Raw genomic sequence first — 15270 nt, forward strand, 5'->3', positions numbered from 1 at the left:
GCTGCCCGCGTTCGAGCCCCCAGGAGTTCCATGCACCGTCAGCTATCCATCGCTCCACTCACCGCACTCGCCCTCATTCTCTCCACCGGCATCGCCAGCGTGGCTTCCGCAGCGTCCCCGGGGACGCCGCTCGCGCGGGGCGCGGCCTCGGGTCGCGCGGTGGAATGGTATGACGTCCGGGATCACGCCGCTGCGCAGTCGGCCTCCGCTCTCCAGGCGGGCCCGCGGGTGACCGCGGAGCGCTTCCTGCAGGGGGCAGCGGCTGAGCTGCGCTTGGAGGGAGTCGACCTCGAGACGAAGGTGGAGCTGAAGTCGGGCTCGTCGCACACGGTGCGTTTCACCCAGACCTACCGTGGGCTGCCGGTGATCGGCTCCGCCGTGGCGGTGCGCGTGGGGGCAGGTGGTGCGCCGCGTGCGGCCATCGTCGATGTGGCGAGAGGGTTGTCCGTGTCGACGGAGCCGACCCTCGACGAGGGCGCCGCACGTCTGGTGGTGGAGGAGCAGCTCGGGATGTCGCTCGTGCAGTCCCCAGCGATCCAGCTCGCCGTGCTGCCGGTGGCGGAGCAGCCTGGAAAGCTGGTGTGGATGGTGGACATCCACCAGGGGACGCGGCATCAGACGCGCTACCTCGTGGATGCGCACGGCGGAGGGATCCAGGGGATCCGGCCGATGGCGATGGATGCGATGGGCCGGGTGTACCAGATCAGCGCGGCGAACACGCCCGAGCCGGTGGACGTCACCCTGACGGACCTGGTGACCAGCAACCCGCAGCGCCTCACGGGCTGGAACGGGAACCTGGTGGTGACCAACTACGTCTCGGGGTCCCAGCAGAACAGCTACACCGTCGAGCAGTCCCTCGGACCGAATTCGGGAGAGGACTTTCTCTACGATCCGCCGGCGGACCCGCGCGATCCCACCGACGGCTTCGCCCAGGTCAACGTGTACTACCACATGACCCGGATCCGGGATTACTTCGTCGATACCCACGGCGTGGATACGTCACCGGCGAGCTGGAAGGTGACGGCCGTGGCGAACCTGATGGAGAACGGGCAGCCGTTCGACAACGCCTTCTTCGCGCCGGAGGCGGGGAACGTCGTGGGGGGTCAGTTCAGCAGTCCGAACCTGCTGGGCATCTACCAGGGCACGATGAACGACTTCTCCATCGATTCCGACGTGTTCCTGCACGAGTTCGGGCACTACATCAGCCACAACGCGGTCGGCTACAACCAGGGCCAGTTCGGGATGAGCGCCTACGGGCTGTCGCCGTGGAGCGGCGCGATCGACGAGGGCATCGCCGATTACTTCGCGTGCTCGTTGAACGGCAACTCGCTGCTCGGCGAGGCGTCGCTGGTGCCGCTCGGCGCGGGGCGCGAGCTGCAGGACACGGCGAAGGTGTGCCCGGATCACGTGGTCGGTCAGGTACACGAGGACGGAGAGATCATCGGGAGCCTGGGCTGGACCCTCAGGACGGCGCTGGGCCAGGAGATCGCGGATCGCCTGGTCTGGGGCGCCGTGCAGTCGCTGACCCCCGGGGTGTCTCTGGGTGACTTCGCGCGGGGTCTGCTGCAGACGGCGGACGAGCTGCTGACGAGCGGTGAGATGAACGAGGAGGACGTGCGGACGGTGGAAGAAGCGATCGCCGCGCGCGGACTCGACGACTGCGATCATGTGCTCGAAGTGACGCCTGGCGAGGACCGTAACCTGGTGCTCATGGGGCTCGGGACCATGGCCCAGGGCTTCGGCATCAGCTGCGAGCAGGCGAAGGGATTCCTGTCGCTGCACAGCTTCTTCCATTTCTCGGCAAGGGCGAACGCAGGGGACACCGCGCTTCGGTTCAGCGTCCAGCTCACGCCGGTCGGCGGAGGACCGCTCGAGTGGTCCATCTACGCCCGCCGGAGCCAGTCCGTGAGCATGGCCCCCTCGGGTCCCCTCGGGTTCCCGGCGGCGCAGGGCTACGACTTCAAGGTCGAGGGGCTGAACGCCACGGACGGGACGCTGCTGATCGATGCGTCGGTGGATCCCGCCTTCGAGCCGGGGATCCCGTACTACTTCGTGATCGAGAACAAGAACTGTCCGACGGCCCAGCTCCGGGTGTCGGCAGAGAGCATCACGCCCCCTTCGGAAGGAGAAGGGGGTGCGGGGGGCACGGGTGGTCAGGGCGGCTCGGTCCCTCAGTCCAACGATACGCCGGACGACTCGGGTTGCGGCTGCACGGTGGCGGGCGACGAGGCTCCCTCGGGTGGGCGCTGGGCCGGGCTCCTGGGTCTGGGGCTGGCCGCCGCAGCGGTGACGCGGCGGCGGTTCGTGCGACGATGAGCAGAGGTCCGGCGCGCGGCGGAACCCGGCGCTGGACGAGCTGAATCCGGCGGGGCGCGATCGGTCGAGATCGCGCCGCCGCGTGCATCCCTGCTGGTGCGCTGCTACCGATGGGGGATGATCCCCGCGCGTTTCCAGCCAACTCCAGAGGCCCAGCGCGAGTTCGGTGATCGACTCGATCGCCTCGCGCCGTACTTGCTCCGCTCCGACCCGCTGGCAGATGAGGTGGCGGCGTTGCTTCGGTCTCCGTTCGGAGGCAGCGGCGCGGACGTCGGGGGGACACCGGAGCCGTCCTGGCCACCTGCCGGTCCCTCGGGGATCAAGCTGCTGGAGCAGGCCGTGCGCGAGGGGCTGGACGAGCTGCCCGGCGCACCACCGCCCGTTCAAGCGCTGCTCGACCACACGCGTCGCGTGCCCGTATGGGTGGACTGGGACGCCGTGGGGCGCGGGGGGGCTGCGTTCGTTCGAGCAGGGATGCTCGGTGGGATGGTGCTCGGCGCCGGGGCGCTGGTGCTGAGCTACACGTCACCGGGTGGGAACAAGCCGCTGGTGTTTTCGGGGCGGCTTCAGGAGCAAGCGCCGCGGCGGCTCGCCGAGACGGGGCACTTCGTGAGGACGGTGACGCAGCCTGGCTCGCTGCGGCCAGGTGGCGAGGGACAGCTCCTCTCCCTCAAGGTGCGCCTGATGCACGCAGGCGTGCGCCGCCTGATCCGGCAGAGCGGTCGGTTCCAGGTGGATCGGTGGGGGGAGCCGATCAACCAGCACGACATGCTGGGGACGCTGATCCTGTTCTCGGTGGTGGTGATCGAGGGGCTGGGGCGGTTGGGCTACCGGATGCCGCAGCAGGATGCGGAGGATCTGGTGCATCTCTGGCGCTACGTGGGCTACCTGATGGGCGTGGAGCCCGAGCTTCTGCCTGGCTCGTTCGCGGAGGCGCGGCGCTACGGGGAGATGATCCAGGCGACCCAAGGAGAGCCCGACGCCGACTCGCGGGCGCTGGTGCATGCGCTGCTGCACGGCTATGTGACGGCGGCGCGGACGGCGCAGCAGCGAGAGTTCGCGGAGAAGCGGTTGCGTGTGGGGGCGGCGCTGATGCGGTTCCTGCACGGTGAGGCGCTGGCGGACAAACTCGGGGTGCCGCGGTCGTCGGTGCGGTTGGTGTTGCCGGTGGTGAAGGCGTTGGTCGCGGCGACGGAGCGCGCGCGCGGCATCTCGCCGGTACGAGACTGGGCGTTCGCCGCGGGGAACAGGTACTGGGACGCAGCCGTGGCTGCGGGGTTGAAAGGGATTGCGGCGGACTACGCGGCACCGGAGCGGCTGGCGGCGACGCCGGCTGCTGGTTGAGCTGGCCTCGGAAACGTGAAGCGCAAGCGAAGCTCGGCAGCGAGCCCCCTCCGCCTCGTCATCCCGTTTCAGGGTCGGTGGAGGAGGCCAGCACCCGGGATGGATGTGAGGAGGGGGTGAGGGAAGGGGTCAGGCTGCGCGGCGCGTGCGTCGTCGCGCGGCGGCGGTGAGGGCGCTGGCGAGGAGGAGCAGCGCGGCCGGGGTGGAGGCGCTGCCTCCGGCGGTGCGGCAGCCGCAGCCGCCATCGTCACCGGTCATGCCGCCATCGCTGCCCCCCTGACCCGTGGGCTGCCCGTTGCCGCCCTGACCATTCCCGCCTTGGTTGGATCCACCTTCGCCGGTGCTCTCGAGGGTGCAGTCGGGGGCGCAGCCGTCGCCGGCGACACCGTTGCCGTCGTCGCACTCCTCGACGCCGACCTGGACATGGCCGTCGCCGCAAGAGGCGAGCCTGCAGCTGTTGAGGCACTCGTCGGTGTTGGACTCGTTGCCGTCGTCGCAGGCTTCGCCGATCTGCACGATGCCGTCGCCGCAGTGGGCGTCCAGGCACGAGGCCGAGCAACCGTCACCGTTGACCTGGTTGCCGTCGTCGCAGTCTTCGACGCCGACCTGAACATGGCCATCACCGCAGGTGGCGAGCTTGCAGGCATCGACGCAAGCGTCGGTGTTGTCCTGGTTGCCGTCGTCGCACTCCTCGACGCCGGTCCAGACGTGCCCGTCGCCGCAGCTCGCATTCAGGCAGGTGTTGAGGCACGAGTCGTTGTTCGAGGCGTTTCCGTCGTCGCACTCCTCGGGAGGCTGCACGACCCCGTCGCCGCATCCCGGCAGAGCGCAGTTGTTGCGGCAGCCGTCGTCGTCGTCATCGTTTCCGTCGTCGCAAGCCTCGACGCCGGTCCACACGATGCCGTCGCCGCACGTGGCATTGACGCAGGTGTTGAGGCAGGCGTCGGTGTTGATCTGGTTGCCGTCGTCGCACTCCTCGACGCCTGCACGGACGACGCCATCGCCGCAAACCGCGATGGTGCAGGTGTTGAGGCAGGCGTCGGTGTTGATCTGGTTGCCGTCGTCGCACTCTTCGACGCCGGTACGGACGACGCCATCGCCACAGACGGCGTTGACGCACGTGTTGCGACAGGCATCGGTGTCGATTTGGTTTCCGTCGTCGCACTGCTCGGGGCCATTGGTGATGCCGTCGCCGCAGTGGGGCCCCATGGCCGTGCAGTCCGCATTGCAGTAGCCGTACTGACCGTTGTTCGCGCCGCTGTCACACACCTCGCCGGGAACGACGACGCCATCGCCGCAGATCGAGCTGGCGACGTACTCGTAGGCGCCGATGTCGAACTCGGCGCCGTTGAGTCCGTCGCCGTTCAGGGGGCGCGCGACGCCGTCACGATCGGAGGAGGGGGCCCCGGTCGCGGTGCCGGCATCGATGCAGGTGCTGGTGGATTGCAGGCGGAGATCGGCAGGAGCGGCGACGTAGAGGGGGTTGGCAGAGAGGGTCCCAACGCCCTCGGAGACCCCGTTGTAATTGCCGGAGCTGTTCCCCCAGACATTGGAGTAGGTGACGGAGACGTCCGTCGTACCAGCGGCCGTATACCGCCGGATGCCGAAGCTCGAGTTGCTCGAGATGATGGTGTTCGTCACGGAGACGGACGCTCCCTGACCCGCCGTCGCTTCGACGTAGAGGCCCGAGCCCGTGTTGGCGTGCAGCGTCGAATTGACGATCGTGTGCACCTGGGCACCGCTGGTGCCGAGGATGGAGACGCCGTTCCCACCGTTGGAGCGGACGACACCGTTGATGAGCGTTCCCGCCGAGGAGCCGGTGAACTGGATGCCGATCGTGTTGCTGAGCGCCGTGATCGATCGAAGCGTCGGTGTGCCCGTGAGGGACTGGAAGCCGAAGGAGGAGCTGCTCAGGACCAGGTTGTCGAGGGTGATGTTGCCCGTCGTCTCGTAACGGATGGCCTGGTTCGCCGCGCTGATGTTCACATACGACAAGCGAGAGGTGGCTGCGGACGGAGCGAGGTGGACGCCGTACCAGCTGTTCGCCGACGCCGACGTGCTGATGAGCTGAATCGGGGAGGCGGTGGTGCCGACCGCGTGGATCGTTCCCTCGATGCGTAGCTCGGTCCGTGAGGTGTCGAGGCCGGAGCCCATGATGTCCGTCGTCGCGAAGCGGATGATCACACCCGCCGGGATGGTCAGGGTCACGCCGAGGGGAACCGTGAGGTCGCCCGCCGCGGTGTACGGCGAGCTCGACACGTCGAGTGTGGTGTTGGTCCAGAGGGTGCCGTGAAGACCATTCGTCGCGTCGCCCGTGTAGGGGAGGGCGCCGATGTCCTGGTTGGTGCTGCCGGCGAAGCGAGCGGGAGAGTTCGAAGTGAGCCGCAGGTTCGTCGGTATGTTCACGTAGAGGGGGTTGGACGAGAAGCTGCCGTTACCCGCCGTGACGCTGTTCAGATTTCCCGAGCTGTTCCCCCAGACGTTGGAGTTCGTCAGGGTGACGTTCACCGTACCCGAAGCGGTGTAGCGTCGGATGCCGAAGCTCGAGTTGTTCGAGACGATGGTGTTCGTGACGTCGATGTTGGCGGTGTTGCCGGATGTCGCCTCGCCGTAGATGCCGGTGCCGGTGTTGCCGTGGACCGTGCAGTTGGTGATGGCAATGGTGGACGATCCGCTCGACGTGAGGATGTTGATCCCGTTGCTACCGTTCGAACGCACCACCGAGCGGAGGAGGCTCGCGCTGCCACTGACGAGCACCGAGACGCCCGTCGTATTTCCGAAGATGGAGGATCCCTCGATGGTGGGCGCGCCCGCTTCGATGGCGATCCCGATGCCGTTGTTCTGGAACGTCGAATCCAGGACCCGGAGCACGTTGCCTGGCGCGAGGTTCCGGACACCTCGGGATGCGTGCTGAAGGATGGCACCCTGGATCATGGCGGAGGTGGCGTTCGCTCCGACCACGATGCCGTACCAGGAGTTTGCCGCAGAGCCGTTGTTTGCCTGGAAAATGACCGGGTTGGCCGCGGTGCCGTTGATGCTGAGCGTACCGTTCACGGTCAGCTCGACTCGGCTGGTGTCCACCCCTGACACTTGCCCATCGTTGTTCGCCATCCGGACGATGGTGCCTGCCTGAATGGTCAAGCTGGCGCCGGCCGGGACCGTGATGTCTCCCTGGACGAGGTAGGGGCTGCCAGAGGCCGTCCACGTCTGGTTGATGATGTTCCCACCAGCGATGGTGGTCTGAGCGCGCGCGGCGCGGGGGAGGAAGACCACGCACAGCACGGCGGTGATCAGAGCAAAAAGGAGACGGCGCAAGGGATCACCTCCAGGGCTTTGGCAAGCAACCCTGAGTTATCGCTCATGGGTTGCATCACGCCAAGGGGCGGCGGACGCCGACAGGAGGAAGGGTGCGAGCTGCTCCGCGGCTCGGCGCTACATTCCTACGTTCCCTCGACGAGGTCTCTGGTGCAGAGGCGTGATCCGCGTCCGACGCGCGATGAGCCCCTATCTATGCGGGATCGTTGCGCGATGGAGACGTGTGTCGTGTCGACGCTCCCTGCGGCGTGATCGCTCCGTCAGCAAAGGATCGTGCTGGCCACCACAGAGTCGTGCTTCGAGGTGTCGAGGTGATGTGCCTGCTTGCTCTGGCTCAACCGCCCCCGCCACCTGCACCGTCCGCGCCGCCTGCTCCTCCACTTCCGCCACCCGTCGTGGTCGTGGTCGTGGTCGTGGTCGTGGTCGTGGTCACGGCTCCCCCCTCGCGGCAGTACGGGTCGCTGCCTCCGCTGGGCGGACAGCAGACGTGGATGTCCGAGCCCTCGACAGCGGAACAGACGAGGCCTGTATCGCAGTCTTGCTCGGCGTCTGGACTGCAACGCTGTCCTTCCTGCTGCAGGCCGCAGCCGAGCAGAGTGGATGACGCGAGAGCCGTTGCGAGCGCGATCAGGAGCACCTTCACGGGGAGGCTCCTTAGCAGAAAGCCTCGGCCGTGCCCACCGCGCCGTGCTCCGTCGAGCTTCTCGATGCCGGAACGATGCTCGAGGTGGGGGCTCAGGCGGGGCCGCGGTTCTTGGCATCGATGGCGTCGATGAAGAGGCCCATGTATTTGGCAGCGCTCGTGATCGAGAAGACGAGCGAGAGATAGACGAGCAAACGCCCGACGTGGATCAGATCGACGCGGCCGAAGTCGAAGCCGAACTGGACCTCGTAGGGGTAGCCGAGGATGAGGCAGAGAATCCCGACCATCTGGAGGGCCGTTTTGACCTTGCCCCCGTCACCCGCGGCGATGACCAGGCCCTCGGTGGAGGCGATGGAGCGCAAGGCGGTGATGGTGATCTCGCGCGAGATGAGAAGCACCACGGCCCAGGCGGGGATGCGTCCCATCGGGACCAACCAGACCAGTGTGCCCGAGACGATGAGTTTGTCGGCGAGGGGGTCGAGGAACTTGCCGAGGACACTGACGAGGCCCTGTCGGCGTGCGAGGTAGCCGTCGAGCATGTCGGTGAGCGCGGCGAGCGAGTAGACGCACGCGGCCCAGAAGCAGTCGCGCGGCGCTCCACGGCTGAGCAGGAGGAGCACGATCGGGATCATCACGATGCGTGCGAACGTGAGGAGATTGGGGAGGTTCTTGGCGTCCTCCCACAGCGTGCGGCGGCGCTCCCGCTTGATCTCCCGGTTGATGCGGCGGATCTCGCCCTTGCCGAGCTCGGCGTCCGCAGCTTCAGTGCCCATCGACGATCACCATGCCTTCTCCGGAGAACGCGACCATGCCACGCAGGCTGGCTGGAGCCTCGCTGGTGGACAGGGCGCGCGGGAGGATACGGCCAATCCAGCCGCGCACCATGCTCGCGTGGACGATGGTGGTGCGACCGCCCTGGATCTCGATGGTGACCGCGTGGGAGGGGAGCGCGCAGACCACTCCTCCCTTTCCGCGGAGCTGGACGAGGGGGATGGCCTCGCCATCGCCTGACGGGAGACGGCCGTTCTCGTACGTGACCTGGAGTTCGAACCCGATGAGGGCATCTTCACGCAGGTAAAGCGGGTCGTCGGCGAGCATGAGGGGAGAGAGACGGAGGCCGTCTGGGGGGACGAGGACGAGTTCGCAGCGGCCGCCGATCTCGTAGATGGGGGCGACGGCGCCGCCGAGGGGTTCGTCTTGATCGCGACCCCGGCTGCGGCGGGTGAGGACCTGGGTGGGCACGCCGAGCGTGATGGCGAGGGAGCGGGCGGCGTTCAGGCGCGCTGCGAAGCCCTTCTTCGCCTGGACGAGGACGAGCCCGGAGGGGTGCTGCGAGAGGGTCAGATCACGTGGAAAAACAAGGAGGCGGTCGCGGGCGAAGGCGAGGGGAGCGCTCGGCGGGAGGGCTGGTGGTTCCGGTGTGGAAGGGGGAGGCTGCGTGACGGCGGTCGGAGGGAGCTGCTGGGCCCCATGGGGGAGCGGTTGGGCCCCCTGTGGCAGAGACGTGCGGCCCTGCGCTGGCTGGAGGCTCGGAGTCGCTGCCAGCGGCGGAGGCGAGCCCGCCGGCGAGCCAGCCGTGTGGAGGGTCGGGATGGTCGAAGTGTCTCCATTGTGAGCGAGCACGCTCCCACGCACGGCGACCGGGGGCTGGCTGACGATGGGGGGAGAGACTTCGCCAGCGGTGAGTGTCGTGCTTGGTTTGCGCGGGGCTGGCTGGCCGTTGTGCTGGTTTGGGCGGGTAGCAGGGAGCGATGCCGGCGGGCTCTTGGTGAGAGGGCCGAAACCGGGGGGAGCTGGAGGGGGAGGGGGGGCCGAGATGGTGCTTGGAACGTCCGGGAGTGGCGGCTGGCGGAGGCTGAGCTCGAGAGGCTCCCGCAGCGTAGGCATGGCGGCGAGTTCCTCGCGTCCGGGTTCGAGAGCAGACCATGTGCCGGTGGGGATGCGCGGGAGATCGGAGTCCCGCACGAAGCCGCGATGGTCGAGCACCCTGGATGCCTCCGCAGCGGCGCGTCGCATCTCATCCTCGAGGGGGTCGGGGGCCGCGCCTGATCCCCCGGCCGCTGCAACGGCTGTGTCCCGAGGGAGAGCGGGGCCGGGCGCACCTGGTGCTGGTGGGGGGACGGCTTCGAGACCGATCGGGATGATGGTCTGGAGGATGGGAAAGGAGGGTGGGGGGCTGGGGCTCGCCCCCGCCATCTCGGCGAGGCGCCGCGCCATGGCTTCGTGGCCGCCGACGGCGAAGGCATGGATGGCGCGGTTGTGGTCCCCGAGACGCTGGTGCGCCAGGCCCAGGTACCCCCACGCCCTCTGATGCCCGGGGTTCTGCTCGAGGACCTTCTCGAGTTCGCCACGGGCCTGAGCAGGCTGGCCCGTTTTCAGGTAGCAGAGCGCCAGGTTGATGCGCGGTTCGATGGCTTCGGGGTGACTGTGGATCAGGCGCTCGTAGATGGAGATCGCGCGCGGATAGAGGCCGAGACGGAAGTAAACGATGCCGAGGAGATCCTGTCCCTTGGGATCGCTGGGCTGAAGAGAGAGCGCTTGCTCCAGCTCCGCCTTGGCAGCATGGACTCGGTTGTCCTGGAGCAGCTCGGTGCCGCGGTGAAGGTGGAATAGGAAGTCCTCCGCGGCCTCTTCATCCGTGGGCGCGGGGCGGTTCTCGTCACGGTCGACCACGTTGTAGAGGGTACACGAAAATTCTCGTGCGAACCGTCGACCGCCGCGGAAAATGGCGTCGACACTGGGCGCTGTCACCGGAGTGAGCATGGAGCGTCTCGGGCGCCACTTTCACTGGCTCGTGCGCGGCGACGCTGGGTCCGCCATGGCCGTTCTGTTAGCTGTTTGTTCTGGTTGCCGTTCTTTGGAGAGGGGGGCGAGGGACGTGAGAGGTCTGGATGAGCGAGTCAGTGGGGATGGATGGGGACATCGAGGGGGTACGGCGCGAGAACGCTCGACTCTCGGCTGAGCTGGCGGAGGCGAAGGCAGCCGAGGCTTCGGCGCGACGAGACGAGGCGCGGTACAGGGCGATCCTGGAGGCACAGTCCGAGCTGATCTGCCGGTTCCTTCCCGATGGACGCCTGACGTACGTGAACGATGCGTACTGTCGCTACTTCGAGAGGAGCCGTGAGTCGCTCCTGGGGCACGTGTTCACGCCTCTGGTGCCAGATGAAGATCAGAAGGTCCTGGCTGCTCAGCTCGCGACGCTCTCGCGAAGCAATCCAGTGGTGGTGACCGAGCATCGGGTCATCCGGGCCGACGGGAGCGTGGCGTGGCAGAGATGGACTGATCAGGCGCTGTTCGACGAGGCGGGTCAGCTCGTCGAGCTGCAGGCGGTCGGGAGCGACATCACCCAGGCGCGCGAAGTGGAAGACAAGGTGCGCGAGCAGAACGACGAGCTGGAGCGTGCCGCCGTGGTGCGCGCCGGGCAGCTCCGGAACTTTCACGCGCTGGCCGAATGCGTGCCGGACGCGGTGGCGTTCGTCAATGCTCAGGGAGTGATCTTCTATGCGAACCCTGCCTATCTCCGGCTGACGGGCACCGCGACGTCTCCTGTGGGAAAGGCGCTGCTCGAGCTGCATCCAGAGGTGCAGGCTGTGATCGAGGAGGCGATGCGCGGCGCCCAAACCTCGGGCTGGTGGCAGAGCGAGCTGCTGATGACCCCGGAGGGGGCGGGGGAGCTGGCGGTGCTGATGACGCTGGTGAGCATCGGGAGTCCCCAGGAAGAGGCTGGGGCGATGGCGCTGATGCTGCGTGACGTGAGCGCCGAGCGACGGGCCGAGGCCGAGCGAACTGCACTCCAGGCACAGGTGATCGAGGCGCAGGAGTCGGTGATCCGGGAGCTATCGACGCCGCTTCTGCCGCTCGCCGATGAGGTACTGGCGCTGCCCCTCATCGGGGTGATCGACAGTGCGCGGGCCTCGGTGGTGCTCGAGACGCTGCTGGAAGGGGTCGTGGCCCATCAGGCGAGCACGGTGCTGATCGATGTGACAGGGGTCGGAGTGGTCGACTCGCATGTGGCCGACGCGCTGATCAGGACGGCCAAGGCGGTGCGGTTGCTGGGAGCCGAGGTGGTGCTGACGGGGATCCAGCCGCACGTGGCGCAGACCCTCGTGACGCTGGGCGTGGAGGTGGGCGCGATCGTGACGCTGAGGTCGCTGAAGGACGGGATCGCGTTCGCAATGCAAAGGAAGGGCCGCTGAGCGGACCAGGGGGAGTGGAGGTCGGGTCGAGGCAGCGTGCTGCTCCGGCTGGGGAAGTGTGGTGAGAGGAGAGGGGCGGGTATGCTATGTGGCGGACCGTGAGAGTTTGCGCTGCTGTGATCGCGTTGGGGCTGCTGTCCGCCTGTGGGTCGAGCACGTATGTGCAGCAGGGGCCGAGCGACACGCTGCGCAGCTATGCGCGAGCGCTTCAGGAAGGGCGGGTGGACGAGGCGTACCGGTTGCTGTCCGATGAGGCACGGCGATCGATGTCGCTCGAGGCCTTCAAGCGGGCTGTCCGGGAGAACCCGGAAGACGTGCACGAGATCGCGCGGGCGATTGCTCGGCCCTCGGCGGATCCGGTCGTGACGGCGACGGTGACGGTCCCGAACGGAGAGGAGCTGGAGCTGATCTTCGAGGGCGGGAAGTGGCGCCTCGACGCCGCGGCCGTGGATCTGTACGGCCAGTCCACCCCGAGGCAGGCGTTGCTGGGGTTTCTACGGGCATTCGAGCGGAAACGATACGATGTGATCCTTCGCTACATACCCGACGCAGAGAAGGAAGGGCTGGGCGGGCTGGGCGGCGGCGCCTGGGGAGAGGGGGCCGTTCGGGAGGGAGGTGTCCCGGAGGCCCCACCCGGAAGAAGTGAGGGGGAGCTGACCGCGGAGAAGATCAAGGACTCATGGGAGGGGCCGCAAAAAGAGCACATCAACCGGAACGTGCAGGCCATCAAGGCGGCGTTGCCGACGGCCACCATCGAGGAGACCGGGGACAGCGCCTCGATGGCGTATGGTGCGGGCGGGACGGTGGCGTTTCTTCGCGAGCATGGGGCCTGGAAGATCCGTGAGTTCTAGGCGGGGGGCGTGGCCTCTCTGACCGCGCTGTACTAGGGTTGTCGGCATGTCGACCGGCGAGCCGAGTTCGAAATCTCCCCCTCCGAGTGACCCGGACACTGTTCCGATCCTGCCGCTGCGCAACTCCGTGCTGTTTCCGATGTCGGTCGTTCCGATCAACGTCGGTCGCCCGCGGAGCGTCCGGCTGGTGGAAGATCTGCTCGGGCGCGAGCGGGCGATGGTGGGGGTTCTGAGCCAGCGTTCCCCTGACGTGGATGAGCCGACCTTCAAGGAGCTCTTCACTGTCGGGACGCTGGCGCGCGTGGTGAAGGTAATCCGGCTCGGGCCGAGCAATTACTCGGTCGTGCTGACGGGACTGGGGCGGTTTCAGCTGAAATCATCGCTGTCGCTCGAGCCTTACATGCGGGCGAAAATCGAGCGTGTCCCGGAGTCGCTCGTGCGTGACGTGGAGCTGGATGCGCTGGGGGCGGGGCTGCGCGAGGCAACTCGTGAGGTCCTGGGGCTGATGCCGAACCTCCCTCGGGACACGGCAGGGATCCTCGATAACGTGCGAGAGCCTGGCGCACTCGCGGATCTCATCGCCTCGAACTTCCCCCAGGCGCAGGCATCGGTGGGCGACAAGCAGGAGATCCTCGAAGCCTTCGACGTGAAGGCGCGGGTCCGGCTCGTGCTTGCGATGGTGGGGCGTCAGCTCGAGGTGCTGCGGGTGAAGAAGGAGATCTCCTCCATGGTGCAGGAGGAGATGGGGAAGTCTCAGCGTGAGTACATTCTCCGTCAGCAGATGAAGTCGATCCGAGAAGAGCTCGGTGAAGGCGGAGACGAGGACGAGATCGACGAGCTGCGGGAGCGGATCCGCCGACAGAAGGTGCCGCCGGAGGTGGACAAGGTCGTCCGTAAGCAGATCAGCCGTCTGCGGTCGATGGCGCAGCAATCGGCGGAGTTCAACGTCACCAAGACCTATCTGGAGTGGATCGCCGACCTGCCATGGTCCAAGACGACGGTGGACAGGATCAACGTCGAGGATGTGCGACGCTGCCTGGACGAGGATCACCTCGGGCTGGAGAAGGTGAAGAAGCGGATCGTGGAGTTCACCGCGATCCGGCAGCTCCGGGCGGACAAGAAGGGCCCCATCCTGCTGTTCATCGGGCCGCCCGGGGTGGGAAAGACCTCACTTGGCAAGTCGATCGCCCGCAGCATGGGCCGACGCTACGAGCGAATCGCGCTTGGCGGCGTGCGAGACGAGGCGGAGGTGCGTGGGCATCGGCGCACCTACGTGGGGGCGCTGCCTGGGCGCATTCTTCAGGCCTTGAAGAAGGCGGGAACGAAGAACCCCGTGCTGGTGCTCGACGAGGTCGACAAGATGGGCGTCGACATGCGCGGAGATCCGGCCGCTGCATTGCTCGAGGTGCTCGACCCGGAACAGAACTCGACGTTTCAGGATCACTACCTGGATCTGCCGTTCGATCTGTCGCAGGTGACGTTCCTCGCGACGGCGAACAACTACGAAGGGATCCCCGCACCACTTCTCGATCGCATGGAAGTGATCGATGTGCCGGGATACACGCGGAAAGACAAGCTGGGGATCGCGCGGGAGTTCTTGGTTCCGAAGCAGCTCAGCGCCCACGGGCTCACCGAAGAGCGGCTGGAGTTCACGGAGCAGGGGGTGGAGGCGATCATTGATCACTACACCCGCGAGGCGGGTGTGCGCGGTCTGGAGCGCACGATCGCTGCGGTCTGCCGTGCGACGGCGGTGAAGGTGGCCGAAGGAGAGGACGTCCACGAGGTGGCCGGGCCCGAACATGTGGAGCGCGTGCTCGGGGCGCACAAATACCGTCCAGAGCTGGCGGAGCGGACGCTGGATCCTGGTGTGGCGACAGGGCTCGCCTGGACCCCGGCGGGAGGCGACATCCTGTTCATCGAGGCATCGAAGATGCCCGGACGCGGGAACGTCGTGCTGACCGGCAACATGCGAAATGTGATGCAGGAGTCGGCGACGACAGCGGTGAGCTTCGTGAGGAGCAAGGCAGAGCGGTTGATGCTGGATCCGCTCTGGCTGAAGGAGATCGATCTGCACGTGCACGTGCCGAAGCACGGTACGCCCAAGGATGGTCCGAGCGCTGGAGTGACGATGTTCGCGGCAGTCGCGTCGCTGCTGCTCGGAGCACCGGTGCGGAGCGATGTGGCGATGACGGGCGAGATCTCTCTGCGGGGTAGAGTGCTCCCGGTAGGTGGGATCAAGGAGAAGCTGCTCGCGGCCCACCGGGCAGGCATCCGTGAGGTATTGATGCCGGCAAAGAACCGGCGGGATCTTGACGACGTGCCGCAAGACATCCGTGACCAGGTAAAGATCACGTTGATTTCCACCATGGAAGAAATCCTGCCGATCGTCCTGCAAGCCCCGACCCGTCCGCCGGAGACGAGCGTCGCGGGCGAGGACGAACGGGAGGAGCAGGCGGGGATCTGAGGCGTGCCGCGTGTCGAGCGGCCCGGGGCGAGCCGCTCGTCGATGCGTGCGCAGGGGCGTCAGGGGCGCCGAAGTGCGCGCGGGGCGCGCGGTGGTGGGTGAGCCCCAGCGAGACGTCGCCACGCTCGCCATGGGCGCCAT

At 67.3% G+C, this 15270-nt stretch carries 9 protein-coding genes; 5 read left to right on the forward strand and 4 right to left on the reverse strand.

Annotated features, from left to right (window positions below; translation table 11 throughout):
- Positions 1–30: 30 nt before the first annotated feature.
- The gene (locus CMC5_RS18530; RefSeq protein ID WP_050431677.1) at positions 31–2316 is read left to right on the forward strand and encodes a hypothetical protein; all 2286 of its coding nucleotides are present in this window, start codon (positions 31–33) and stop codon (positions 2314–2316) included.
- Positions 2317–2433: 117 nt separating this feature from the next.
- Entirely contained in the window at positions 2434–3660 is a 1227-nt protein-coding gene (locus tag CMC5_RS18535) for an oxygenase MpaB family protein (protein ID WP_050431678.1), read from the forward strand.
- A 129-nt stretch (positions 3661–3789) separates the two neighbouring features.
- Here CMC5_RS18535 and CMC5_RS18540 read toward each other — a convergent pair whose 3' ends face one another.
- From CMC5_RS18540 to CMC5_RS18555, 4 genes are all read right to left on the reverse strand, one after another.
- Positions 3790–6975 (reverse strand): DUF4215 domain-containing protein, encoded by a 3186-nt coding sequence (locus tag CMC5_RS18540; RefSeq protein WP_050431679.1) that lies wholly within the window; start codon positions 6973–6975, stop codon positions 3790–3792.
- A gap of 334 nt (positions 6976–7309) precedes the next feature.
- The gene (locus CMC5_RS18545) at positions 7310–7618 is read right to left on the reverse strand and encodes a hypothetical protein (protein WP_050431680.1); all 309 of its coding nucleotides are present in this window, start codon (positions 7616–7618) and stop codon (positions 7310–7312) included.
- A gap of 92 nt (positions 7619–7710) precedes the next feature.
- Positions 7711–8391 carry a CDP-diacylglycerol--glycerol-3-phosphate 3-phosphatidyltransferase gene (pgsA, locus tag CMC5_RS18550; protein ID WP_063796306.1) on the reverse strand — a complete coding sequence of 227 codons (681 nt, stop codon included), beginning with the start codon at positions 8389–8391 and terminating at the stop codon, positions 7711–7713.
- The gene (locus CMC5_RS18555) at positions 8381–10369 is read right to left on the reverse strand and encodes a tetratricopeptide repeat protein (protein WP_245678504.1); all 1989 of its coding nucleotides are present in this window, start codon (positions 10367–10369) and stop codon (positions 8381–8383) included. Before CMC5_RS18555 ends, pgsA begins: the two co-directional genes overlap by 11 nt.
- Positions 10370–10509: 140 nt before the next feature.
- Here CMC5_RS18555 and CMC5_RS18560 point away from each other — a divergent pair, with 140 nt between their 5' ends.
- From CMC5_RS18560 to lon, 3 genes are all read left to right on the forward strand, one after another.
- Positions 10510–11814: a PAS domain S-box protein gene (locus CMC5_RS18560; protein WP_082362585.1), complete on the forward strand. Its 1305-nt coding sequence runs from the start codon at positions 10510–10512 to the stop codon at positions 11812–11814.
- A gap of 116 nt (positions 11815–11930) precedes the next feature.
- Positions 11931–12665: a nuclear transport factor 2 family protein gene (locus tag CMC5_RS18565; protein WP_050431683.1), complete on the forward strand. Its 735-nt coding sequence runs from the start codon at positions 11931–11933 to the stop codon at positions 12663–12665.
- Between the two features lie 46 nt (positions 12666–12711).
- Positions 12712–15129, forward strand: a complete 2418-nt coding sequence (gene lon, locus CMC5_RS18570) for an endopeptidase La (protein WP_050431684.1) — start codon at positions 12712–12714, stop codon at positions 15127–15129.
- Positions 15130–15270: the final 141 nt, after the last annotated feature.

The organism is Chondromyces crocatus (assembly GCF_001189295.1).
GTDB classification, from domain to species: Bacteria; Myxococcota_A; Polyangia; order Polyangiales; family Polyangiaceae; genus Chondromyces; species Chondromyces crocatus.

What these genes read in the sequence shown, in the direction of transcription:
- CMC5_RS18530 (WP_050431677.1), top strand. Translation starts at nt 31, where the DNA reads ATGCACCGTCAGCTATCCATCGCTCCACTCACCGCACTCGCCCTCATT.
- CMC5_RS18535 (WP_050431678.1), top strand. Translation starts at nt 2,434, where the DNA reads ATGATCCCCGCGCGTTTCCAGCCAACTCCAGAGGCCCAGCGCGAGTTC.
- pgsA (WP_063796306.1), bottom strand. Translation starts at nt 8,391, where the DNA reads ATGGGCACTGAAGCTGCGGACGCCGAGCTCGGCAAGGGCGAGATCCGC.
- CMC5_RS18560 (WP_082362585.1), top strand. Translation starts at nt 10,510, where the DNA reads ATGAGCGAGTCAGTGGGGATGGATGGGGACATCGAGGGGGTACGGCGC.
- lon (WP_050431684.1), top strand. Translation starts at nt 12,712, where the DNA reads ATGTCGACCGGCGAGCCGAGTTCGAAATCTCCCCCTCCGAGTGACCCG.